Here is a 23987-nt window from a genome sequence, read left to right on the forward strand (position 1 = left end):
ATTCTATTTTTTGGTGTATTTTGTTTGGATTTTTCTTTCTTAACAAAAGAAATTTAACACTTCTTTAAGTGTTTTGTTATAGCATTTGTAGCTTATCGGCTAAAAAAATCAGGAGTAGGGAGAGGAGGAATGATATTATGGGGGCTATCATCCACATTGCGAAAAATCGTTTTACTTGTGTTTTGCGGAAGATGTTTTTGGTTCCCATTTTGGCGACTCCTATTCCTAAGATGGCTGCTACATTGACTTGTACTAGGGAGGTGGGTATTCCTTTTAGTACGGATGCGAGCAGGAGCAGGCTGCCTGATATGAAGGCTATAATTACTGCTTCGAACTTGCCAAATAGTATGATTTCTTTACCTGTATTTTTTAATATTTTGTGCCCGAATAGTGATGAGCCTATGCCGAAGCAGGGGGCTACGATGAGGGTGGCGAGCATTAGTATTACTATGTGATCGGACTCACGTATGTGGAGTTCGTTGATGGTCATTGTGTATAGGGGTCCTGCTGCGTTGGCTACGTTATTGGAGCCGATGGCGAAGGATACGTATAGTGCCATTACGATGAGGAGGACGTCCCAGATGTGTTTTTTGTTTTCGTTTTGAGCTCTTTGTATGGTGAGCCCGCGCCTTCTCATTGGCTGATAGATGTATTTTCCGCAGAAATAGCTTAAGAAATAGGCTATTATGGGGAGTATGAACCAGGCGGGTATGATTTCAAAGAATAGGACTTCGGTATCTAACTGGTTAAAGTATAGGGCGGGTGCTGCTAATGCGAGTACTGCTGCTTGGCTGGTGGATTGTGGGATACCTGCTATGTTGGAAATGAGCATAGTTACTGCTATGGAAAAGAGGGCTATTGATACGATCATAAAGGTCATATACTCGGGTTGGAGGATGCCTCCGCCCATAGTGCCTGCTGTTTTCCTGCCTGCTACGAATGCGCCTATGAAGACCATTATGCCGAATAGGCCGGGGATGATGGTTTTGCGTATGACATTTGCCCCATAAGCTGCCGAAAAAGCGGGAGCTGTACCACTACCACCCATAGTTATTGCTAGTGAAATAGCTATGAGAAAGGGTATTAATAATTGGTCGTATATTGGGGTCATTTATGGGTTCTTTCTTAATTTGAGGGCAAAGGTACAAAGAAATTTTCAATTGACAAATTTTATGAGGTAAGAGATAAGAGATAGGGGAGTAGGAGTTAGGAGATAGGGGATAGGAGGGAGGGGGTGAGAAAAACGCTGAAAAAATGGAGAAAGGTTCAGAATAATATGTGGTTTTTAGGATTTGGGTATGGATTATGCAATGGGAGGGTGTGGGGGTGGAGGGGCTGAGAATCAGGGTGGTGTGGTTATCCTTCGTTTAGAGTTCGTTTATCCTTCGTTATAGGTTCGTTTAAAGTAGGTAAAAGATAGGAGGTAAGAGGTAAAAGGGGGGAGGAGAGAGAGGGAGGGGTATGATGAAAAATGGCATTGTTTTTGTGTTATGTATGGCGTTTGTGAATTGGGCTGATTGGCTGAAGGGCTGATTGGACAGTTTAAATTTTGTTTTTATTATGAAAAAGAATGTATTTGTAGCTGTTATAGCTTTGCTTTTGTTTGGCACTGGTGATGCCTTTGCGCAATTACAACGCCATAGTGCTGTGCCTGAGATTCATTTGCCCCAACCTAATGGTGAAAATCTGTCGCTTTCGTCTTTAAAAGGGAAGTATGTATTGGTGGATTTTTGGGCTTCGTGGTGTATGCCTTGCCGAAAGGAGAGCAAGCATCTTAAAAAGGCTTATCAGGCATTGAAGGATAAGGGGTTCACTATCTATTCGGTATCAATAGATAAAGTGCGTGATAAACAGCGCTGGGAGGATGCTATAAAAATAGATGGTATGGTATGGCATAATGTGTGGGATAGCGAAGGAAAAGCTGCCCAAGCGTATGGTGTAACAAGTATTCCGGCTCCGTTCCTTATTGATCCTGAGGGGAATTTGCTTTCACAGGGTGATGACCTTAGGCATCCGACCCTTATGAAGACGCTTACTAAGTATATTAAATAAGAATTTATCCATACGAAAAAAAGCCGCTGAGCAGATGCTGAGCGGCTTTTTTTGTTATTGAGGGTTTATTTTTTTGATTTTAACATCTTGGCTGCGGCTATGAAAATAATAGCTACTATAACACCCATCATTGCCCATAAAAAATCAGGGCTGCCTTTATCATTATTGGTGGATGTAGGGGTAGTGGTAGCTACCTGTGAAGTGGCGATTACTGGGGTGGGCTGACCAAAGGTTAAGGAGGTGAGCTGCTGGGGGATATCTTTGGGGAAGTGGGCGATATCATAGGTGGGGGGGTAGTCATTGGCTTTGCGATAGGCTAAGTAATAGGTATAGGCACTGCTGGCAAAGCGTGCTTTAAGGGTATAGGGCATTACATATACGGCAACTTGATCAATGGGCAAGGGCTCATTATCATTGTTTATAATGATAACTTGCAAATTGGTTACAAGCTGGGTGGGGAAGGTGAAGATGTTCTGCTTTTTGGAGCTGAGTACATCTAGCTTAATATTCTCATTGCCCTCTTTTACAAGATTTAGGGTGCGGTAGTAGTCATAAGTAACATTGGGAGTAACACTGACCTTAGAAAGTCGTAGGGGATAGGGCAACTGCACCTTGATATTGGTTTGCTTTTGCTGCTTGAAATTAATGATTGAGATGGGGTAGACTTGTTTTTGGGTAAGGGTGTCGGTTTTATCAAGCAGGTAGGGTATTTCGATAGTATCGGTAGCTGATACGCCATAGATGCGCAAATCGGCATAGCCACTTTTCATTTGTCCGAAAATATTTTCAGGCAGGGTTAGTTTGTGCCAAGAATTGGGATTGACCCCTTGCAATTGCTGCTTATAGTAATAAGTGTGTAATTGGGCATAGCTGCTATGGGCTATAAGGATGATGATAAAAAGAATCTTTTTCATATAACTTTATTTAGGAAGGATTTTGTAGCTCCTTGTTTGTTAGCGATATATTGTTGGTTGATACGACCTATGTTGTTTCTTTCATCTTCAGAGTTAATAAGGGAATTCATTACCTTGGCAAAGGTTTCCTTACTGTTTACGGAAGATACGCCCCCTAAGGCTACTAACTCTTTGGCTTCGTTAAACTTGTCATAATTCTTGCCTATAATTACTGGTATGCCAAAGACAGCTGGTTCCAATACATTGTGCAAACCTGTAGTACCCATACCACCTCCTACATAGGCTATATCGGCATAGCTGTAGACCTTGGTGAGTATGCCAATGGTATCGATAATGAGTACTTCATAATCGGCGAGGTTTAGGGAGTCTTTCTCGCTAAAAAGGGCTACACTGCAGTCTAATTTCTGTTTGTTGTTTTTCAGAACAGCTATTTCGACAGGGTTGATATTATGAGGAGCGATTATAAATTTTACATTTTCTTTGCAGGTGTTGATATACTGCAAGTAGATATCCTCATCGGCAGGCCAAGAGCTTCCAAAAACTACACATAGGGAGTTTCCTTTAAACTGTTGTACAAAATCTAAATGGTTATCTCTTTCTAATATCTCGGCTACACGGTCAAAACGAGTATCACCGCTTACCGTTACATTAGTAAAGCCTAAAGAATTTAGTAATTGTGCTGAAAGTTCGTTTTGTACAAAGAAGTGAGTAAAGCAGCGCAATGCAGAGCGCATCAGCCCACCATAAGGCTTGAAGAAGATTTGATTCTTGCGAAAAATACCAGAGAGCAAATAAGTGGGTACTTGTGCCTTTTTGAGCTCAGCAAGGTAATGTACCCAGAATTCATATTTTACAAAAATAGCCATTACAGGCTGTACTAACTGTACAAATCGGTGTGCATTGGCAGGAGTGTCAAGAGGAAGGTATATTACAATGTCGGCATCTGGGGTGTGCTTGCGCACCTCATAACCCGAAGGTGAAAAGAAAGTGATAAGTACTTTATATCCCTGCGCTCTTAGGGCTTTGGCAACAGGTAATCCTTGCTCAAACTCACCCAATGAAGCTGCATGTAACCATACATAGCGCGCCTGCTTGTCTAACTTCTCTGTAAGAGTATCCCATACCGTTTTGCGCCCATTCACAAACAGACGTATTTTCTTACTGAACAAAGCCACCAAAGGCAATACCGCCTTAATAATATAAACAGAAAAAGTATAAAGTAATTTCATCTATCTCACGAATTATGCGTGCTAAATCTGCATTTATTTAAGTGCAAAGATAGTGAAAAAAAATAAATTACAATGTTATTTATTAATATTTAGCGTCATTATATGTTGCACCAAAAAAAGCCGCCGAGCAATTCACTCAGCGGCTTTTATCATTTTATCCGTTTACTAAAAGTCTGAAGCCTACAAAGAATTCTCCTTAGTAAACTTCACTATTTCCGAAATACGTCCAAAAGCCACACCTACTACAGTATCGGCAGCTCCGTAATATACGGCTACTTTGTCTTCTTCAGTAGAGTGTAAGGCAGCACAAGGGAATACCACATTAGGCACATCACCAGTAGTCTCGTAAAGAGTAGCAGGAGCCAATAAATAAGGCTGTGTACGTGCAACCACCTTGCTTGGGTCATTCAGGTCTAATAATGCAGCACCCATTGAGTAGCGGAATCCATTACAAGTATTAATTACCCCGTGATAAAATAACAGCCAACCGTCTTTTGTTTTGATAGGCACTGCTCCTGCACCTATTTTGGTACATTGCCAAGCACTATCTATAAAAGGCGTTACTTTCATCACACAACGATGCTCTCCCCAATACTTCATATCAGGACTATAGCTGATGAAAATATCACCAAATGGCGTATGCCCATTATCACTTGGGCGACTAAGCATTGCGTATTTACCATTTATCTTCTCAGGGAAGAGTACCCCATTGCGGTTAAAAGGCAAAAAGGCATTCTCACATTGAAAAAACTCTTTAAAATCAAACGTATAAGCAATCCCAATGGTAGGTCCACAATACCCATTACACCAAGTTACCCAATAACGGTCTTCAATAAAGGTAACCCTAGGGTCGTATTTGTATTCAGAATGTAAGAAATCTGTATTACCTCCCTTCATTACGATAGGCTCGTGGTTAATTTCCCAATGGATAGCATCTTTACTGAAACCAGCAAAAATATTCATTTGCACGGCTTTGTTATCACACCTAAATACCCCTGCATAACCATCTTTAAAAGGCACTACAGCACTATTAAAAATACTGTTCGAAGTAGGAATATCATACCTCCCAATAATAGGGTTTTCTGAGTAACGCCACATTACATCAGTACAGCCGACAGGGCGTTCTTGCCAAGGAATTTTTTGACTCATTATTTTTATTTTAGTTTTAGTTATTCTATTTCTTTTACTCTCCTTACACCGCCTTCCTCACCAGCTCCGTGATAAACACTATCTGCTCATCATCAAGTTCGGTATGCATAGGCAATGAGATTACCTCTTGTACAAGTCTATTTGTCACCACAAAGTCTGCTTCGTTATATGAGCTACGAGTATAAGCCTTTTGGGCGTGCAGTGGTATAGGATAATAGATACCAAAAGGCACCCCATTATCACCCAATATCTTAGCCACCTCATCGCGCTTGCCATTAGTAATACGCAAAGTATATTGGTGGAATACATGATCATACCCCTTCCCTATCACAGGCGTAATAATATGAGGGTGATCTTTCAGCGCTTCCGTATATTTGCGCGCAGCCTCACGCCTGCTGGCATTATACTCATTCAGATGCGGCAACTTAGCACGCAATACCGCTGCTTGTAGTGAATCCAATCGTGAGTTCACCCCCACCACATCATGATGGTAACGCACATACATACCGTGGTTTACAATACCCCGCAACACGTATGCCAGCTTATCATCATTAGTGAAGATAGCTCCCCCATCTCCATAACAACCAAGGTTTTTTGAAGGGAAGAAAGAAGTCGCACCCACGTGTCCTATTGTACCCACTTTCTGCTTGCGTCCATCAGCAAAAGTATAGTCCGCTCCTATCGCCTGCGCATTATCTTCTATCACATAAAGGTTATGTTTCTTTGCCAAAGCCATTATCGCCTCCATATTCGCTGGCTGCCCGAACAAATGCACCGGCACTATAGCCTTCGTACGTGGCGTAATAGCCCTCTCTATCGCCTCTATGTTGATATTAAAAGTATCGTCATACACATCCACCAGCACCGGAGTAAGTTTTAGCAAAGCTATCACCTCCACCGTCGCCGCAAAGGTAAAATCAGCCGTAATAACCTCATCACCCTCTTTAAGCCCTAATCCCATCATCGCTATTTGCAACGCATCAGTACCGTTGGCGCAAGGGATAACGTGCTTCACTCCCAGATACTGCTCCAATTCCTTCTGAAAGGATTGTACCTGCGGACCGTTAATAAAAGCCGTAGTGCTTAGCACCTCCTCAAATGAAGTCTGCACCTCTCTTCTAATTTTCTCGTACTGACCTTGTAGGTCTACCATTTGTATTTTTTTCATCCGATTGTTTTTTAAGTTACCCAACCTTAGTCCTTAAACCTCAGTCGTTAAATTTTTCCAACGGCAAAGGTACAAATAATTTGTCAAATACCAAAATTTACCACCCTCTTACCTCTTTCCTCTTATCTCTTACCTCTTACCTTCCTCCTCCCTCCTCCCCCCTAATTCCCTCCCATCTATCCCCCATCTCCTAACTCCTCTCCCCTAACCCTACCCCCTACCCCTCATCACCACCCCAATTGCCAATAATGCAAAAATCACCTCCCCCCACACTATCCCCTATCTCCTAACCCCTCTTCCTTAATAATCAGTTTATTACACTCTCCCCTTCTTACCTCTTATCTCTTATCTTTTACCTACCTTAAACGAACCTATAACGAACTATAAACGAACTATAAACGAAGGATAAACCTCACTACCCTGATTCTCAACCCCTTCACACTCCATCCCTCCCATTGCCAAATCCGCGACCAAATCCTCCAATCCTTACATTATTCTCATTATTTCCCACATTTCCCCTCATTTTCCTCAACCACCAATCCTCACTTCTCCTACCCCCTATCTCCTATCCCCTATCTCCTATCTCCTACCCCCAACTTCTATCTCCCCAACTCCTACCCCCTAACTCCTACCCCCCAACTCCTAATATCTACCCCCTCTCCCCTAACTCCCCTCCCCTTTTCATCACTTCCCCCAAAAAAAACAGCCGCCAAGCTCCTCCTGCTTTGCGGCTGTTTCCTTACCTCTTTTCTATTACCTGTTAAACAAAAAAAAGCACTTGCAGTATTCACTACAAGTGCTTCTCTTAAAGGTGGTCCCAGTTGGGCTCGAACCAACGACCCTCTGATTATGAGTCAGATGCTCTAACCGACTGAGCTATGAGACCGTCTATTTCAATCGATATAAATACATTATATCTCTCTAAGACGGCGCAAAAGTAATACAAATATTTCAACCTACCAAATTTTTAACAAATTTTTTTTAATATTCCTCCCTCCATACCCAAAAATTATAACTACAAAACGCCACAACTAATTTATCAAAACAGAAAAAGTAAAAAATAATTTTCGTATTATCTAAAAAAGTATTACTTTTGCCCCGAAATAATTCAAATTAATGAGTATATGAAAGTATTTTTAACAGCTATCACTTTAGCTTTCAGCGTCTTAGGTTTCTCTCAAGACGGAACTATTAAAGGTTTAATTACCTCCAATAGCACCCCTATCGAAGCCGTTTCAATACAACTCGAAGGGAAAAATGCAAAAAAATGGACTACCTCCAACCGCAACGGTAACTACCTCCTCACACTACCCGCAGGTGAGTACCGCGTCAAAGTCCAATCATTAGGGTTCATCCCCTATAACGACAAAATAACTATCTCACCCAACGATACCTATACTCTCAACATCGACCTCAAAGAAGATGTCCTCGGTATCGACGAAGTAGTTATTACCGCTACCAAAACCAAGGAAAACCGAAAAGAAGCTCCCGTACTGGTAAGCGTAACCACCAATAAAGAGCTCGCCAACGCCAAAGCTCACACCCTTACCGAAGGACTCGTATTCCAACCAGGACTACGCACCGAAGTAAACTGCCAAAACTGCGGTACCACCCAAGTGCGCATCAACGGGCTCGAAGGCCCCTACTCACAAATCCTCATCGATAGCCGCCCTATCTTCGGCTCTCTTAACGGCGTATACGGGCTCGACCAAATACCCGCCAATATGATCGAACGCATCGAGGTAATACGAGGCGGAGGCTCCGCTCTATTCGGCTCCAACGCCATAGCTGGTACCATCAACGTAATTACCAAAAACCCAACCAAAAACGAAGCCCAAGCCAGCATCGTAAGTAACCTCATAGGAGGCAAATCTGCCGATATAGTAAGCTCCTTTAACGGCTCTTTAGTAACCGATAATTATATGCGAGGCATCTCTTTCCACGCTATGCAACGCTCTCGCCAAAGCTATGACGCCAATGCCGACGATTTCTCCGAAATCACACGCCTCCAAAACCTCAACGCAGGAGCCAAACTCTTTAACGACTTTACCGACCGTCACAAAGTTACTGCCGAACTAAACGTAAGTAACGAAAACCGACGCGGTGGTAACAAACTCGACGAACCCGAACATCTAGCCGATATTGCCGAAAGCATACGCACCCAAATGCTCGGCGGTAACGCTCATTTCGAGTACTTCAGCCCTGCCTATAACCACAAGTTCACCGCCTACACCAGTGCCGAACGCACTCGCGCCGATAACTACTACGGCGGATTCGATGGCGTAGATATAACCGCCTCTACAGGTAACTACGGGCTCACCAAAGAAAACATCTGGCTTTTAGGAGGCCAGCACACCGCCTACATCCCTACCGGTAACGGAAACCTACAATGGACCTCAGGTGCCGAGTATAACCACGACAAAATATCCGAAAAACGCGTAAATCCAAACATCCTTGCCGTGAACCAAACCGCCAACACTGTAGGCGTCTTCACTCAAGCCGATTGGCGCATTTCTCCCAAATTTAAAGTATTAGGAGGCGTACGTTTAGATAATGTTAATTCCGACATACTCAAAACCAACATCACCGTACTGAACCCACGCGCAAGTATGCTATTCAATATCGATGAAAACTTCATCGCTCGCGCCTCTTATGCTCGAGGCTTCCGCGCTCCCTTCTTCTATTCCGAAGATGTACACTCCGAATTGCCCAGTGGCGAAGTACGACGCGTAAAACTATCCGACACTCTTAAAAAAGAAACCTCCGATAGCTATACCGCTTCCTTCGAGTACAACCACACCCACGAAAGCCACCAGTTCGTAGCAATGATTGAAGGCTTTTACACCGCCCTACACGATCGCTTTGCTTATGAAGATATAGGCGAAGAAAACGGATTAAGAGTAAAACAAAAAATAAACACCGATGGTGCCGTAGTAAAAGGGGTTAACCTCGAAGTAAAATACAGCCCCAACAATCAGTTCATACTACAATTAGCCACCACCATACAAAGTGCCAAATATAACAGCATCCAAAACCCCGAAGACGGCATCAGTACCGACCAGATACTCCGTACCCCCAATGTATATGGTAACCTAATGGCTACCTACAAGCCCCGTCCCAATTGGGATATCAACTTAGTAACCGTATATACCGGCAGTATGAAAGTACCACATCTGGAAGGCTACATCACAGGTAACCGTTTAGAAACCACTAAAGGAATGTTAGACTTTGGTCTTAATACCGCTTATGAATTCCAGTGGCAAAACTGCTTCCCTTTTGAAGTAAGTTTTGGGGTTAAAAACCTATTTAACCAATACCAATCCGACTTTGATAAAGGAGCCAACCGTGATGCCGATTACATCTACGGGCCAGCCCTTCCACGTACCGTATTTGTAGGCTTAAAAGTAAAAATTTAGTCTCAATCAAATATCACATCAACAAAAAAAAATTAGCCAATGAGTAAATGCTCATTGGCTAATTTTATTTAAAGTAGTAATAGCTTTTTTCTTCTTTTTCTTCTTCCTTTCACCTACTAAATAACCTACAGAAGTACCCAATATTTCAGCTATAGATAGTAGACAAGGTAAATCTAATTGTGTCAAACCATTCTCAGCCCGTGTATACGATGAGGCACTTGAATAACCTAATGAAGTAGCCATAACCTCGTGACTCCAACCTTTCTTTTGGCGCAACTTTTTAATACGTAGTAAGATGCTTTTTACTTTTTCTTGAGTGAGTGCTGAGTTTCTCATAATAAAAAGATTTATTGTTATTTCTAAGCACAAAAATAGTAAAAAATAAGATACATCCAAATTATTCTGTGTTTTTCTATAAGAAAGTGTTGTTTAAGTCTGTGCTGTATATGCACTATTTAGTGCAAAAATAGCACAACAACTTTGCAAAAAATATGATATCTTTGCCCCAATATTAAAAAGGTAAGAGCTATGGCAAAAGTAGGTATAGCAGAAGAAACCCTCTTTATCTGAATTTGAGAAAACAATGAACAAGCAGATGAGAAAAGGCAAAGATCCTAAAGGAAAAACTTGTAATTTTTAGAAATATGAAAAAACTTATTTATATCATTCTTTTCTGTGCTTATGCCCTACAGGCACAACAGCAGAAGTATATTCTTTTAGATAGTATTACTTCACATTACAAGGTAAAGCAATACACCTTGGATACTTCACCCTATGGTTTTAAAAGTACCATTGAAATGTACAATGTATTTGATGATGATTTTTTAATACTTATATCTGTATTACCCGATTTTCAAAACCTGACTAAATGGGAAGAGATTGATATACAGCAAGTGCAAAACAATCTGCTTCCTGCCAAGGATCTGTTTAGTAAAATCAGGCTGAGAATGCTCACTTCCAATCCTAAAGATGTAATTAAGGTTAGGTTAGTGAAAAAAGAAAAAAGCAAGTATTATGCAGCTACAAGATGCCTAACCGAGTCGTATTACTGCCGAGATTTTCCACGTGAAATGCAAATAGCTACTTCCGATTTTATTATCAATACAAATCAGCCTATTACTTCGGTTGCACAGTTAAAATTAGCTTATAAGCAGGTCAATGGAGAGGCTTTCCCCCTTGAGAGAGAAAATGCAGATTGTAGCCTTCAGGAGTATCTCAAGCATATTTACTTGTTAAATGTAGAAGAAAAAAAAGGTGACACAGCTTATTACTTTTACAAATTTGCTGATTATTTTGAAAAAGGAGTAGGTTCTTTTGTTTATATTAAAGGGAAAGGTATTGTAGCAGGAGCGTATTACAATTGTTTTGTACGCAGAGGGAAACATTCTCCTCCTTTAGGAAGTCGAGAGAAACTAACCCTAAAAAACATACCTGAAAGTGAAGAGCTTCTATTGGCTGAAGAACTCAAATAAGAATCAAAGGTTTATAAATAAGAAAAGCCAATGAGCATAATTGCCCATTGGCTAATTTCTTTATTTATTATTCTTTGAATTCCTTATTAAATAGATGCTAAGAGTCTGTTTTTAAATAGTATATTGTTGGGATAAGTTATACTAATCATCTAAGGCTACGTTTTTGCGGTATACATCTATCACTTCGGAGATGTTGTACTCATCAAAAAGATCTAATAAGGCTTCTACCCCTTCATTGAGTTTTAAATCCATTTCTTCGGTATAAAGCGGGATAATGCTATAGAAATTGATAATGGTATCATCCTTAGTATGTAGCTGTAAAAACTCAGAAGGTGCTGATAGATAAGGAGGCATAAGGAGAATACAACCAAACTCGGTATTGGCTATAGGTTCGGCATACTCACCATTGGGGATGGTATGCCCTTCGGCCATCCAGGTTTTGTACTGATGTGGGAAACGGGCTATCATCTTTAAGAAGTATATAGGCCAGTAATTATCATCATCCTTGAAAGCCTCATCACTGATAGGCCAATCGGCAGGGAGGTATACCATAAGCTCGGCGTGGCTGTAGCTGTTAGGATCTTCTAAACCTTCGGGCAGATACATAGGGTAATCACTCATACCTGTGGTAAATAGTACGTGGTAAGGCCTATCGGCAGAAGGTTTGATCCAATGTACATCTATATGTACGTACTCTGATAAGATTTCGTGGAATACGCTATCAATGGGGCCTATGTGTTTTTCAAAGTGGTCGCAAATTTCTTCCATATATACGCAGGAGCGGTCGGGGTATACGAAGTCACTTTGGTCTTTATCGGAGTAGTTATATACGTTGGAGCCTCCTTCGGATACATAATCGGGAGAGGGGGCAAATATATTAGGGATGGCGTTTTCTTCATCAAAGACGAATTTATCAATAAGAGTATGCCTTTGAGCATCGTAATATGTGAAGTTTTCTTCTAAATCTTCAATAAGGCCATCAAGCCACTCTTCAATGGAATCATTAATGATATCCATAAAGGAATCTTGAATAGAATCTAAGGATAGTTCGAGCTCGCCTATTTGCCCTAGTATGCCTTTTTTATCGGGGTCGAGGTCGATGAAAATGTAGCGTGTGTTACTGCTTAAGAAGGGTAGCCAGCGGGGGTTGTAGAATTGGTTTTTAATTACCCCGTCCCAATACATATCGATGGCTTCTTCTTCGTCAAAGCGGAGAGTTTCCCAGTTGGGTGTTTTTTGGAGGCATTGTAGCCACTGTTGTTGTGTTTGTTGTATTTCTTCTAAAGGTATGAGCCTAAGGTCGTCAATAAAGAACACATCATCACCTTGTTTTTGCCCGTTAAAGTTTTTGTAGAGGGTTTTTACTTGTGGTGGGAGTGTTACACCCATAGCTTTTTCAAAATCGGCTATTTGGGCATCAGAAGCTCCTTTATTTAGGGTGGCTATTAAAGGGGTGGCTTCTTCGAGTATAAGATCTAAAAAATGTCGTACTGTTTTTTCCATAGTTGTTTTATAAATAATTTTTTCGTGCCAAATGTACAACTTTTTATCTATTGTGCAAAAAAATATTATGTTTTTTCTGTTTTTATTTTCAAATGTTTGAAAAAAAGAATATCTTTGCAGCGATTTTCACAATTTAATAAAAAATTATGGACAGTAAAGTAACTTCAATTTTAAGCTATTTGGGTATCCTATGGCTTGTTGCGTTTTTCGCAGGTACTAAAGATGAGAAATCGATTTATCATCTTAAACAAGGTTTTGGTTTGTTGGTAGTTGGTTTTGTAGCTGGTTTTATACTAGGTATCGTCTTATCGATTGTGCCAAGCTTGAGTTTCTTAGGAGGTATTTTAGGACTTCTTTTCTTGGCTTTGATTGTCATTGGTATTATCAATGTTACTAAAGATGAGCAAAAACCACTTCCTATTTTTGGTAAATCATTTGAGAATATTGGTTTTATCAAATAAGTAGTATTTTGGAGACATAAAAAAGGCTGTTAGTTTTATTACTAACAGCCTTTTTTTTATCTTGTTATTGTTTGGGTTCTGTCGGGACCGACTGATACTACTTTGATGGGTACTTCTAATTCTTTTTCTAAGAAAGCTACATAGTCTTGGAGTTCTTGTGGCAAGTGGTTGTAGTCTTTGATTTGAGTAAGATCTTGGTGCCATCCTTTGAGCTGGGTGTATACTGGGGTTACGTTCTGCTCTTCGATATTGTAAGGCAGGTGTTTTATTTCTTTGCCTTGATATAGATATGAGGTGCAGACTTTTAGGGTTTCGAACCCGCTAAGTACATCGGCTTTCATCATTATTAGTTGGGTTACGCCGCTTACTTGTACTGCGTATTTGAGGGCTACTAAATCGAGCCAGCCGGTGCGGCGGCGGCGGCCTGTGGTGGCGCCGAACTCGTGGCCTACTTGGGTAAGTGTTTCGCCTACTTCGTCAAACAGTTCGGTAGGGAAGGGACCGCTACCCACGCGTGTGGTGTATGCTTTAAATATACCTATTACTTGTCCTATTGCATTGGGAGCTATGCCTAATCCTGTGCAAGCTCCTGCTGCGGTGGTATTGGATGAGGTTACGAATGGGTAGGTACCGAAATCGATATCGAGGAGGGAACCTTGTGCTCCTTCGGCTAATATTTTTTTGCCTTGTTTGAGGGCTTGGTATAGGTATTCTTCGCTATCGATGAGTTGGAATTGTTTTAGGGTTTCGATAGCTTGGAAGAAATCTTTTTCTAGCTCGGCGAGGTTGTATTGTATATCTACATTGTAGTTGGCGAGCATTTCTTCGTGTTTGTTGGTTAGGTTTCGGTATCGTTGTTGGAAGTCGGATAGTTCGATATCGCCTACGCGTAGGCCGTTTCGTCCTGTTTTATCCATATATGTGGGTCCTATTCCTTTTAGGGTTGAACCTATTTTGGCTTTTCCTTTGGCTGTTTCGGAAGCTGCATCGAGCAGGCGGTGAGTAGGCAATATGAGGTGTGCCTTACGTGAGATGAGCAGTTGCTGCTTTAGGTTCACGTTATAGGGTGCGAGGTCGTCAATTTCTTTTTTTAGTATGATAGGATCAATCACTACCCCGTTACCTATGAGGTTTGTAGCTGTGGGGTGGAATATTCCTGAAGGGATGGTATGTAGTACGTGTTTCATACCGTTAAACTCGAGGGTGTGTCCTGCATTGGGACCTCCTTGGAATCGGGCAATGATGTCATATCCTTGGGTAAGGACATCGACTATTTTACCTTTACCTTCGTCTCCCCACTGAAGACCCAATAATAAATCTACTGCCATAATTTATGTTGATTTTTTTATTTTTCTGTTTTTTTGGTTCCGTAGAAGTATAGGGAGTGGTTATTGATTTCGACTCCGAAGACTTCTTCGATGGTTTGTTGAATTGCGAGGATGCGGGGGTCGCAGAACTCAATAATTTCGCCTGTATCGGTAAGGATAAGGTGGTCGTGCTGCTTATCGAAGTATGATTTTTCATAATAGGCTTGGTTTTGTCCGAATTGGTGCTTGCGTACCAGTCCGCATTCCATTAACAGTTCGATGGTGTTATAAAGGGTAGCGCGGCTTACGCGGTACTTATCTTTCATATTTTCGTAAAGGGTTTCGATGTCAAAATGGTCGTTATACTCATATATTTCCTTTACGATGGCGTATCGTTCTGGGGTTTTGCGGTGCCCGTTATCTTCTAAATATTTGGTTAGTACTTTTTTTACTATTTCTTGATTTTCTTGATTTGTGTTTTTGTTCATAAAGCAATTTTCTTTTCAAGTTGCAAAGGTACGAAATATTTTTCAAATTGCAAGTTTTTGGGGGTTGGGTGGTAGAGTATTTTTCAGCTTAATAAAAGAATATAAACTATTCCTTAAATGTGGAAATAGAGGTTATAGGATATACCTGTGCATTAGGCAAGAGGGTATATTCGGCATAACTGCCGTCAAAAGCTCTGCCCATTTCGCCCATTAGCGATACAACAGTTTGCCCTTTTTGCAAAGTAGGACAAGTAGTAGCTTCCACTACCCCTACACACTCAATGCCTAAGATGCGGGGGAATATAACTGAGGGGGAATGCCCTTGCCGTGTGAATATCTCGGAACGGTTGATGCCAAAGCCTTTTACTTTTACTAACGTCCACCCTTCTTTTAGCGTAGGGATAGGACGTTCTTCTATTTGTAATTGCTGGGCATCGCCTGCTTGATGGATAACGATAGCTTTCATTTTTATAATTTACTAATTAACCAATTGTCTTACAAATTCATTAGCAGGATTGCTTTTAATCATTTTGGGGGTGTCGTATTGCTGAATGATACCCTTATCCAGCACTAATACTTTGGTGCCGAGTGTGAGAGCTTCGGTGATGTCGTGGGTGACGAACACTATGGTAACCCCTGTTTGCTGATGTAGTGCTTTGAGCTCTCGCTGGAGTTGCTGGCGTGTGATGCTATCCAACGCCCCAAAAGGCTCGTCCATCAAGATGATAGAAGGGCTTGCCGCTAAGGCACGAGCGATACCCACCCGCTGCTGCTGTCCGCCCGAAAGCTGATGAGGGAATCGGTTGGTGAGTTCGGGGGGAAGGTTTACCTGTTGTAGTTTTTCGGTTACAATGCGCTCTATATCGGTTGGGGAGTACTTTTTTAGGTGGAGGACATAGGCTATATTCTCGGCAACGGTAAGGTGTGGGAAGAGGATATTCCCTTGAATTACATAACCTATATTGCGACGTAGAGCAATGAGGTCTTCGGCTAAAATATTCTTGCCGTTAATATGTATTTCGCCCTTATCGGGTAATACCAATCCGTTTATCATTTTTAGTACGGTGGTTTTGCCAGAGCCTGAAGTGCCTATGATAGTGAGGAAAGTACCGCTTTCAATAGTGAGGTTGAAGTCGGGAATGATTTCCTTGCCGTTATAGCTTTTGTATATGTGGGTGAATGTTATCATTGTTACGGGTGTAAAAGTCCTTTTTGTAGGAGGTAGTTTTTGGCTACTTCTTCGGGTCGTTTTCTCTCGGTTTCTACCAAAAAGTTGAGGTGTGCCATCGTGACATCATCAATAAGGTTGTTGAGTTTTTTTAGAGTGGTGCGCAGGGCGGGGTAAGTGGTGAGCAATTCGGCACGTACGACAGTGCCTGCCTTATAAGAGGGGTAGAGATTGCGGTCGTCCTGAAGTACGACAACCTCACTTACAGAAAGCTGCCCATCGGTAGTGAATACTACCATAGCATCAATCTTCTTATCGCGTATGGCTTGGTATTTTAGTCCGATGTCCATATCGATTACTTTGCCAAAGTGGATGCCATAGACTTCTTGTAGTTGCTTATAGCCGTCCTCACGCTCGAAGAAATCATATTCAGCCCCAAAGATAAGCTGGTGGCTCACTTTAGCCAAATCGGTAAAGGTTTTGAGCTGGTATTGTTGTGCTACTTGTTTGCTGACGGCTAAGCCATAGGTATTGTTGAAGCCGTATAAGTTTGCCCATTCTAAGCCGTATTGTTTTTTGTAGGCATCTTCTAAGATAGAGAACTTATCGTCTTGGTAAGGGTCTTTGTGCTTGAGTACTGCTTCCCACGAAGTACCGGTATATTCGGGGTACATATCAAAGCCTCCGCGCAGCATTGCGGGGTGAATATTGGAGGTGCCACCCCCTACGCCATTGGTGAGACGTACTGAAAGCCCTGTATCTTGCTCGATAAGCAAGGCGAGCATTTGCCCTAATATATAACTTTCGGTCATTGGCTTGGTAGCGATGTGAATATCTTTGGTCTTTTTGGGAGAAAGGACAAAGAACAAGGTGATAAGCAGTGCCAATACCCCTACCCCTACCAGCTTTAGAGGGTTGCGCTTATGGGCTACTTCGCGGTTTACTAATCGTTTTTCTATTTTTGCCAAGAAGAAATCGAGCCCCAAAGCCAAGAGAGCAATGAGCACACTGCCTACCAGAGTCATCGCGCTATTATTGGTAGTGATACCGCGATAGATAGCTACGCCCAAGCCGCCAGCCCCTACAAAAGAGGCGATACCAGCGAGCGCAATGGTCATAGTAACCATATTGCGAATGCCCGACATTAGCACGGGGAGGGCTAAGGGGAGTTTGATTTTATAGAGCAGCTGCCAGCGGGTACTGCCCATAGCCTCGGCTGCTTCGATAATAAGCGGGTTGATGTGCGTAATGCCCGTATAGGTACTGCGGATAATAGGTAGCAAGGCATAGAGTATCAGGGCGATAAGGGCGGTGAGGTTGCCTACCCCTGTAATGGTAATAAAGAAACCTAACAAGGCGATAGAGGGGATAGTATAGAGTACATTTACTGCCCCCAAGAGCCAAACGGCATACTTGCGGTACTCGCTGATAAAGATACCCAATAGCACTCCTATAAAAGAGGCTACAACTATGGCTGATAGCGAGATAAGGAGATGTTCGGCAGTGAGATGCAGGAAGAACGGTGCTTCGTCACGGAGAAGAGAGATGAAATTTACCAATGTATTGATGTGTGATTAAAAACTATATCGGCAAAGATAGGAATAATTGGCAAATTGGCAAAAGTGTGAATTAAAAAATAATTCCCGCTTATAGAGGAACTATGAGCGGGGGTGGTATTTAGTGTTTTTTTATGAACTCTGTAATTTCGGTAGCGGTTTTGGTTTGTGATTCTTGGGAGGTGAAGCTGTGGTCGACCTTTATAAAAAATAATCAAGAATAAAGGTATGTGTTTTAGTGTAAACACTATCTTCTAATAGCTATGTTACTAAGCAATAAAGTACAGTTATTTTGAAAAACAAGAGATAAAAAGGTTATTCCATTCTATGAGAGTATAATAATATACTTTAATTCATTCAGTAATTTAAAGGAGGTAACCTTTTATCACATCTTTGGGCATTTGCATGTGCCAATACTTTTCCAACAGAAGTCAATTCTATTGAAATATTAATATTATTCCACCATTCTCTAAGGATTTTTAGATTTGCCCGTTTGTTCCATTCTTCCATAAATTTATTTATATTCTCCTGTCTTATGTCAGTATCTTGCTTATATAAATCATATATAGATATAATTACATTTTTTTCAGCATCAGTCAAGGAAACGATAGAACTGTTATAGTTAACTTGATGTATTAATTTAAGAGAATCGATGTTTTTTTTATTTAATATGTTTAGTCTGATATAATCAGTATTTAATTCATGTTCAATCAAGATATCTAAAGGTAATTTCTCACTATTAAGTAATTCAATAGCTTTATAGTGCTCTTGAGAGTTCTTTTTTATCCCAATATCAATATAACCAGCAAATCGTTCAGAATAAATGTCTTCAATATTTGGTAGCCTTACAAAATTATTAATTCTTATGGTGCTTAAAATATCTAAATGATCAAGCCATTTATTCCCATTAGGAAGTGTAGCATAGATTAATTTACCGAATAAATCATTTAGAATATCCAATCCCTCTTGGATAACTTCAGTCACAGGCTCGATACAAATTACAGCATGAAAAACAGTTAAGCCAAGTAATGCTTCATCTGATATTTCATCAACTATTTCAACAGCTCGTGTAATTCCAGCTCGTGTATTTCTATCAGTCCCATTCTGAAAACGATGAACTAATAACTCTGATAAAAGGTCATAATCAGCAGGTCTTTCTGTAGAAGCTGCTGTTTTTTGTGCTTTTCTAAGCAATAATTGAAAACTTGGATCTGTAAAAATTTCCAAAGCACCATCTATTTCATTCATCTTAGTTATAAGTTTGTCTTCAAACTCTAAGACTCTTGATTCTGCAACTTTAAGAGCTTCCTCTGTGTATTTATTTTTCAATTGCAAGGTCATTTCCTGACAGATCTCTCTTACTCTTTTCTCATCAGCACCTATATTGACAATCATATTATTTGCTTGCAATTGCTGAGCATTGTCACCAGCTTTTTGAACCTGTTTACTTTCCATTATAGTCCCTCCCTACTTGTATCTGTGAAGAATTATTGCCAGCTTTCTGTTTCTGTCTAACAATATTCTTATTAATGCCTATTTTATATCCCACTGTTCCTCCTACTAATAAACCAAGAATCAGTGTTATAATTGCAGTTCCTATTCCGTCAAAAATCCATTCCATAAGTTTATAAATTTTAGATATTGTAAAAATGATTAAAATTATTTAAATGATATTTATCGAAGTGCAAAAATAGTTCAATTTTTCCAATTACGCACGAGTAAATAAAAAATTAACAAAGAGTAACAGAAGAAGCCTTCCTTAAAAATTGTCTGATTAATTTATTATCTGTTTAATATTACTTATCTAAAAATATAGATTGTGCAAGATACAATGAATAAACGCATTTTAGGAGTGAAAGCTAAAAATTAGTTACTTAGTATTAAGTAAGGAGAAAATGGACGACTGCTCGCTAACTATTCTTGTTTATAAGTTCACTTATCCTAAGGGATAGGCTTCAAGAGGTAAGAGAGGGATTAGAGTAGGTGAGAGACAATTAGCAAAAATAAGGGAAAAACGAGAAAAGGATGAGAAAAATGTAAGATTTTGGGGATTGGGTTGCGGATTTAGCAATGGGAGGGGGTGGGTATGAAGGGGCTGATAATGAGGGAGGTGAGGTTTATACTTCGTTTAGAGTTCGTTTATCCTTCGTTATAGGTTCGTTTAAAGTAGGTAAAAGCTAAGAGATAAGAGGTAAGAGGGGGAGGGCGGAAAGGGCTGATTATTAGGGGAAAGGAGTTAGGAGATAGGGGATAGGGTGGGAGGAGGTGGTTTTTGCATTATTCGTAATTTAGGGGAGAGGAGGGAGGAGGAAGGTAAGAGGGTGGGGGGAGGTAAATTTTGTTAATTGGCAAATTATTTGTACTTTTGCGGTTGGAAAAATTTGTAACTTACCATTAAAATGCTTAACACTATCACATCGTGGTTTTTGAAACGTCGTATCAATCAGATTGAGGCTTTTGTGAATGACCCTCACCAAGTGCAGGAGCGGGTGCTGAAAGAACTTACCCAAGCGGCTAAAGATACTGAAATAGGAAGGCTCTATAATTTTGCAGAGGTGAAGGATTATAATGACTTTGCTAGAAATACGCCGGTTGTTACATACGAGGATTTTGAACCTTACATACAGCGAGCGAGAGAGGGGGAGCGGAATGTATTTTGGCCTTCGGCTATTAAATGGTTTGCTAAAAGTAGTGGTACTACTAATGCGAAGAGCAAATTCATACCTGTAAGTAATGAGGCGCTGGAATTTTGCCATTACAAATCGGGCAAAGATATGTTGTGCTTGTACTTGAATAACAACGAGGGGGCGCAACTGTTTAAGGGTAAGAGTTTGCGCTTGGGAGGGAGCAAGCAGCTGTATGAACAGAATGGGACTTACTTTGGGGACTTATCGGCTATATTGATAGAGAACTTGCCTTTTTGGGCGGAGTGGAGCTGTACGCCGGGGAATAAAGTATCGCAGATGAGTGAGTGGGAGAGCAAGCTACAGGCTATTATAGCTGAGGCTAAAAATGAGAATGTTACAAGCATTGTGGGAGTGCCTTCGTGGATGCTGGTATTACTGAACCGACTGCTGGAGAGTACTGGTAAGAAGCACTTACTGGAACTTTGGCCTAACCTTGAGGTGTACTTTCACGGAGGGGTGAGTTTTGTACCTTATAGGGAGCAGTATAGGAATATTATTCCATCGGAAGGGTTTAGGTATTATGAGACTTATAATGCATCGGAAGGGTTTTTTGGTATCCAAGATCGTAATAACTCGGACGAGATGCTGCTGATGCTGGATTATGGTATTTTTTATGAGTTTATTCCTATGGATAGCTTTGGCACTGGTGAAGAGAAGGTTATACCACTGAGTGAGGTGGAACTTGGCAAGAACTATGCTATGGTTATTAGTACTAATGCTGGATTGTGGCGCTACTTGATAGGTGATACGGTGCGGTTTACATCGGTTGTGCCGTATAGAATTAAGATTACGGGAAGGACTAAACACTTTATCAACGTTTTTGGAGAAGAACTGATAATAGAAAATGCTGAACGCGCCCTACAAAAAGCGTGTGAATACACTAATAGCAGCATTAAGGACTATACCGCAGCGCCTATCTTTATGGAAGGTAAAGAAAAAGGAGGACACGAATGGGTGATAGAGTTTGAAAGGGCTCCTGATAACTTGGAGAAATTCACGGAAATATTAGACCTTGAACTGCAAAAACAGAACTCGGACTATGAGGCTAAACGCTATAATAATATGACCCTGAATATGCCTAAAGTACATGCTGCACGTGTGGGACTGTTTCACGATTGGCTGAAAGGTAAAGATAAACTGGGAGGACAGAATAAAGTGCCACGCCTATCGAATAGTAGGGAATATGTGGAGGAATTACTGGGAATATCACATAAACAAGATTTAAAAGTATGAACAGATATATCAATAACATACATATCAATAAAGTACGACATCTGAGGGACATAAATATCCGTTTGGAAAAGGAAGATTATCCTCATTTGATGCTCACGGGCAAGAATGGTAGTGGGAAAACTTCCCTGCTCAATGCTATTGCTAATCATATTGAAAGAATAGCAAATGATAGACATAAATATTTTGAAAACTTTGAGAGAAATATAGAATATTTTGAAAAACAACTAAAAGATAATTCTAAGAATATTCTTTCTATAGAAAAAGATTTAGAGTATTGGAAAAGTCAATATGAGCTCTTTTTTGGTGAGGTAATAGTTGCTTTTAAAGATGTTGATAGCCTTATTAGAAAATATCAAGACGGCAACTTTATTATTGCTTTTTATGAAGCGCATAGAACTATAAAAAACCTCCAAGAACCTAAAAACCCTACTAAACCTGAACTTCAAGATAAATGGGGAATAAAGCAAACCTCTACTCAAGAATTCTTAAAATTCCTTGCTCACCTTAAAGTACAAGAGGCTTTGGCAAGAAATGAAAAATTAGAGAAAGATGCTAACGAAATTAGAGAATGGTTTGTGAATTTTGAAAGGCTTTTGGGTGAGATTTTTCAAGATAAAGACTTACAATTACATTTTAATTATAAAGATTATTCTTTTAAGATATTAACCAAAGGAAAAGAATTTAAGTTTACGGAGTTATCAGATGGTTTTGCGGCAGTTTTGGATATAGTAGTAGACCTTATTCTGAAAATGCAGCATAAAAACCAACTTACAAGGGCTTATGAGTGCGAAGGTATTGTGTTAGTAGATGAGATTGAAACCCACCTGCACTTAGAATTGCAAAAGGTCATTATGCCGCTGCTGACAGAGATTTTCCCTAATATACAGTTTATCGTTACTACCCACTCGCCTTTTGTGTTAAGCTCACTGAGCAATGCTGTAGCATTCGACTTAGAACACCAAGAAATAATAGAAGATTTAACCGAGTATTCATACGAATCATTAGCTGAAGGATATTTTGGGGTAAAAACTGCTTCCAGCTATATGGGAATGCAATTGGGTAGATTAGAGGAACTTTTGAAAAAAGAAGTACTTTCTCTTTCTGAAAAGACTGAACTAAAAGACCTTATCTGTGATTTTGATAAAATACCAGAGGTAGTCTCACCCAAAATTATAGGGAAGTACTTACAATTGAAGAACCAACATTTTGCAAAAATCAATGCGCTATGATACAATTGCAGAAAACTACCACCACTCCTGCCTCTTTGGCTACTAAAAAGAGATATGACGGCGAGGATGTAAAAGACTTATTAGCCAAAGACCATTATGATAAATGCTATATCTGTGAGCGCAAACTGACTACTGATTTTCAAGTAGAACATTTGCACAGCCAAGAGCACTACCCTGATGAAAGATACAATTGGGAAAACCTTTTCTTTGTATGTAGCTATTGTAATGGAAAAAAGTTGGCTAATTTTGATGATATTGTAAACCCTACTAAAGAAGCTATTGAAGAGAAAATCGTGCAAACCCTTAATTATGACAAAGCAGATTTTGCTACTGATGATACTTCGGAGGCTATACAACAAACGATTGTGCTACTAAATCGTATTTTCAATGGGAAAAATGGCATAAGAAAGTTAAAAGAAGAACGCTTTTTTGAGGAGTTTCTATCAAAAATGAATAATTTTGAACAAGCGGTATATGATTATCTCTCTGCACCTACCCCAGAAACCAAAGAGGTAATAAGAGAATTACTCTCTATAGAACAAGAATTTTTAGGGTTTAAGTATTGGATAATCAAGAATAACCCCTCCCTATATGCAGATTTTTCAGATGATATTGTATGGAATAAGGTTTAGATAATTATGAAAAGATACAACGACCGTGACCGTATAGGGGATGATGCTTCAATTGCTGATATTATTGCCCTTATTATTAGTAAATACCACCTTAGACGTGGCTTGCAAAAAGCTGCTGTTCCTTCTCTTTGGGAAGAACTGATGGGTGCTGCTATAGCTAAATATACGGCCTCGGTGGAACTAAACGGTAGTACCTTATACGTAAGGCTTACTTCGGCTGCGCTAAGTAATGAACTTAGTATGGGAAAAACTAAAATTATAAACCTGATGAATGAGGGTTTGGAAGAAAAACTAATACATAAACTGATATTTTTAAGCTAATA

22 protein-coding genes and 1 tRNA gene are annotated in these 23987 nt (G+C 40.2%); 8 read left to right on the plus strand and 15 right to left on the minus strand.

Annotated features, from left to right (window positions below; all coding sequences use genetic code 11):
* Positions 1 to 76 precede the first annotated feature (76 nt).
* Positions 77 to 1111, minus strand: a complete 1035-nt coding sequence (locus tag C4H12_RS10435) for an inorganic phosphate transporter (RefSeq protein ID WP_106098864.1) — start codon at positions 1109 to 1111, stop codon at positions 77 to 79.
* A 449-nt stretch (positions 1112 to 1560) separates the two neighbouring features.
* On the opposite strand from C4H12_RS10435, the gene C4H12_RS10440 reads away from it, so the two are divergent.
* The gene (locus C4H12_RS10440) at positions 1561 to 2052 is read left to right on the plus strand and encodes a peroxiredoxin (RefSeq protein WP_106098865.1); all 492 of its coding nucleotides are present in this window, start codon (positions 1561 to 1563) and stop codon (positions 2050 to 2052) included.
* Positions 2053 to 2117: 65 nt separating this feature from the next.
* Here C4H12_RS10440 and C4H12_RS10445 read toward each other — a convergent pair whose 3' ends face one another.
* The 5 genes from C4H12_RS10445 to C4H12_RS10470 form a co-directional block, all read right to left on the minus strand.
* Positions 2118 to 2966, minus strand: a complete 849-nt coding sequence (locus C4H12_RS10445; protein WP_106098866.1) for a hypothetical protein — start codon at positions 2964 to 2966, stop codon at positions 2118 to 2120.
* A complete protein-coding gene (locus tag C4H12_RS10450; RefSeq protein WP_106098867.1) occupies positions 2963 to 4195 on the minus strand; it encodes a 3-deoxy-D-manno-octulosonic acid transferase in 1233 nt (410 codons plus the stop codon). The genes C4H12_RS10445 and C4H12_RS10450 overlap by 4 nt, the downstream gene beginning before the upstream one ends.
* Before the next feature lie 180 nt (positions 4196 to 4375).
* Entirely contained in the window at positions 4376 to 5344 is a 969-nt protein-coding gene (locus tag C4H12_RS10455) for a glycoside hydrolase family 130 protein (protein ID WP_106098868.1), read from the minus strand.
* A 43-nt stretch (positions 5345 to 5387) separates the two neighbouring features.
* Positions 5388 to 6512, minus strand: a complete 1125-nt coding sequence (locus tag C4H12_RS10460; RefSeq protein ID WP_106098869.1) for a DegT/DnrJ/EryC1/StrS aminotransferase family protein — start codon at positions 6510 to 6512, stop codon at positions 5388 to 5390.
* A gap of 812 nt (positions 6513 to 7324) precedes the next feature.
* Positions 7325 to 7398 (minus strand) — tRNA-Ile (locus C4H12_RS10470).
* 238 nt (positions 7399 to 7636) lie between these two features.
* On the opposite strand from C4H12_RS10470, the gene C4H12_RS10475 reads away from it, so the two are divergent.
* Positions 7637 to 9928, plus strand: coding sequence for a TonB-dependent receptor (locus C4H12_RS10475; protein ID WP_106098871.1), 2292 nt, complete (start codon positions 7637 to 7639; stop codon positions 9926 to 9928).
* A gap of 51 nt (positions 9929 to 9979) precedes the next feature.
* On the opposite strand, the gene C4H12_RS10480 is transcribed toward C4H12_RS10475, so the two are convergent.
* Positions 9980 to 10264 carry a helix-turn-helix domain-containing protein gene (locus C4H12_RS10480; protein ID WP_106098872.1) on the minus strand — a complete coding sequence of 95 codons (285 nt, stop codon included), beginning with the start codon at positions 10262 to 10264 and terminating at the stop codon, positions 9980 to 9982.
* A 308-nt stretch (positions 10265 to 10572) separates the two neighbouring features.
* Between C4H12_RS10480 and C4H12_RS10485 the strand changes: the two genes are divergently transcribed.
* Positions 10573 to 11400, plus strand: coding sequence for a hypothetical protein (locus tag C4H12_RS10485; protein WP_106098873.1), 828 nt, complete (start codon positions 10573 to 10575; stop codon positions 11398 to 11400).
* A gap of 141 nt (positions 11401 to 11541) precedes the next feature.
* On the opposite strand, the gene C4H12_RS10490 is transcribed toward C4H12_RS10485, so the two are convergent.
* Positions 11542 to 12903 (minus strand): suppressor of fused domain protein, encoded by a 1362-nt coding sequence (locus tag C4H12_RS10490; protein ID WP_106098874.1) that lies wholly within the window; start codon positions 12901 to 12903, stop codon positions 11542 to 11544.
* Positions 12904 to 13049: 146 nt separating this feature from the next.
* On the opposite strand from C4H12_RS10490, the gene C4H12_RS10495 reads away from it, so the two are divergent.
* The gene (locus C4H12_RS10495) at positions 13050 to 13364 is read left to right on the plus strand and encodes a hypothetical protein (RefSeq protein ID WP_106098875.1); all 315 of its coding nucleotides are present in this window, start codon (positions 13050 to 13052) and stop codon (positions 13362 to 13364) included.
* 56 nt (positions 13365 to 13420) lie between these two features.
* Here C4H12_RS10495 and C4H12_RS10500 read toward each other — a convergent pair whose 3' ends face one another.
* The 7 genes from C4H12_RS10500 to C4H12_RS13720 form a co-directional block, all read right to left on the minus strand.
* Positions 13421 to 14692, minus strand: a complete 1272-nt coding sequence (locus C4H12_RS10500; protein WP_106098876.1) for an adenylosuccinate synthase — start codon at positions 14690 to 14692, stop codon at positions 13421 to 13423.
* 17 nt (positions 14693 to 14709) lie between these two features.
* Positions 14710 to 15159: a Fur family transcriptional regulator gene (locus C4H12_RS10505; protein WP_106098877.1), complete on the minus strand. Its 450-nt coding sequence runs from the start codon at positions 15157 to 15159 to the stop codon at positions 14710 to 14712.
* A gap of 106 nt (positions 15160 to 15265) precedes the next feature.
* A complete protein-coding gene (locus C4H12_RS10510; protein WP_254424764.1) occupies positions 15266 to 15625 on the minus strand; it encodes an alcohol dehydrogenase catalytic domain-containing protein in 360 nt (119 codons plus the stop codon).
* A 12-nt stretch (positions 15626 to 15637) separates the two neighbouring features.
* Entirely contained in the window at positions 15638 to 16348 is a 711-nt protein-coding gene (locus tag C4H12_RS10515; protein WP_106098878.1) for an ABC transporter ATP-binding protein, read from the minus strand.
* Positions 16349 to 16350: 2 nt separating this feature from the next.
* Positions 16351 to 17886, minus strand: a complete 1536-nt coding sequence (locus C4H12_RS10520; RefSeq protein WP_106098879.1) for a glycine betaine ABC transporter substrate-binding protein — start codon at positions 17884 to 17886, stop codon at positions 16351 to 16353.
* A 354-nt stretch (positions 17887 to 18240) separates the two neighbouring features.
* A complete protein-coding gene (locus C4H12_RS10525; protein ID WP_106098880.1) occupies positions 18241 to 19338 on the minus strand; it encodes an LPO_1073/Vpar_1526 family protein in 1098 nt (365 codons plus the stop codon).
* A complete protein-coding gene (locus tag C4H12_RS13720) occupies positions 19328 to 19504 on the minus strand; it encodes a hypothetical protein (protein ID WP_164997600.1) in 177 nt (58 codons plus the stop codon). The genes C4H12_RS10525 and C4H12_RS13720 overlap by 11 nt, the downstream gene beginning before the upstream one ends.
* A 778-nt stretch (positions 19505 to 20282) precedes the next feature.
* Here C4H12_RS13720 and C4H12_RS10530 point away from each other — a divergent pair.
* From C4H12_RS10530 to C4H12_RS10545, 4 genes are read left to right on the plus strand one after another with little or no spacing between them, the layout of a single operon-like run.
* Positions 20283 to 21803, plus strand: coding sequence for a GH3 auxin-responsive promoter family protein (locus C4H12_RS10530; protein ID WP_106098881.1), 1521 nt, complete (start codon positions 20283 to 20285; stop codon positions 21801 to 21803).
* The gene (locus C4H12_RS10535) at positions 21800 to 23032 is read left to right on the plus strand and encodes an AAA family ATPase (protein ID WP_106098882.1); all 1233 of its coding nucleotides are present in this window, start codon (positions 21800 to 21802) and stop codon (positions 23030 to 23032) included. The genes C4H12_RS10530 and C4H12_RS10535 overlap by 4 nt, the downstream gene beginning before the upstream one ends.
* Positions 23029 to 23664, plus strand: coding sequence for an HNH endonuclease (locus C4H12_RS10540; RefSeq protein WP_106098883.1), 636 nt, complete (start codon positions 23029 to 23031; stop codon positions 23662 to 23664). Before C4H12_RS10535 ends, C4H12_RS10540 begins: the two co-directional genes overlap by 4 nt.
* 6 nt (positions 23665 to 23670) lie before the next feature.
* Entirely contained in the window at positions 23671 to 23985 is a 315-nt protein-coding gene (locus C4H12_RS10545; protein WP_106098884.1) for a DUF721 domain-containing protein, read from the plus strand.
* Positions 23986 to 23987 lie beyond the last annotated feature (2 nt).

This window comes from Capnocytophaga sp. oral taxon 878 (assembly GCF_002999135.1).
Taxonomy (GTDB): Bacteria; Bacteroidota; Bacteroidia; order Flavobacteriales; family Flavobacteriaceae; genus Capnocytophaga.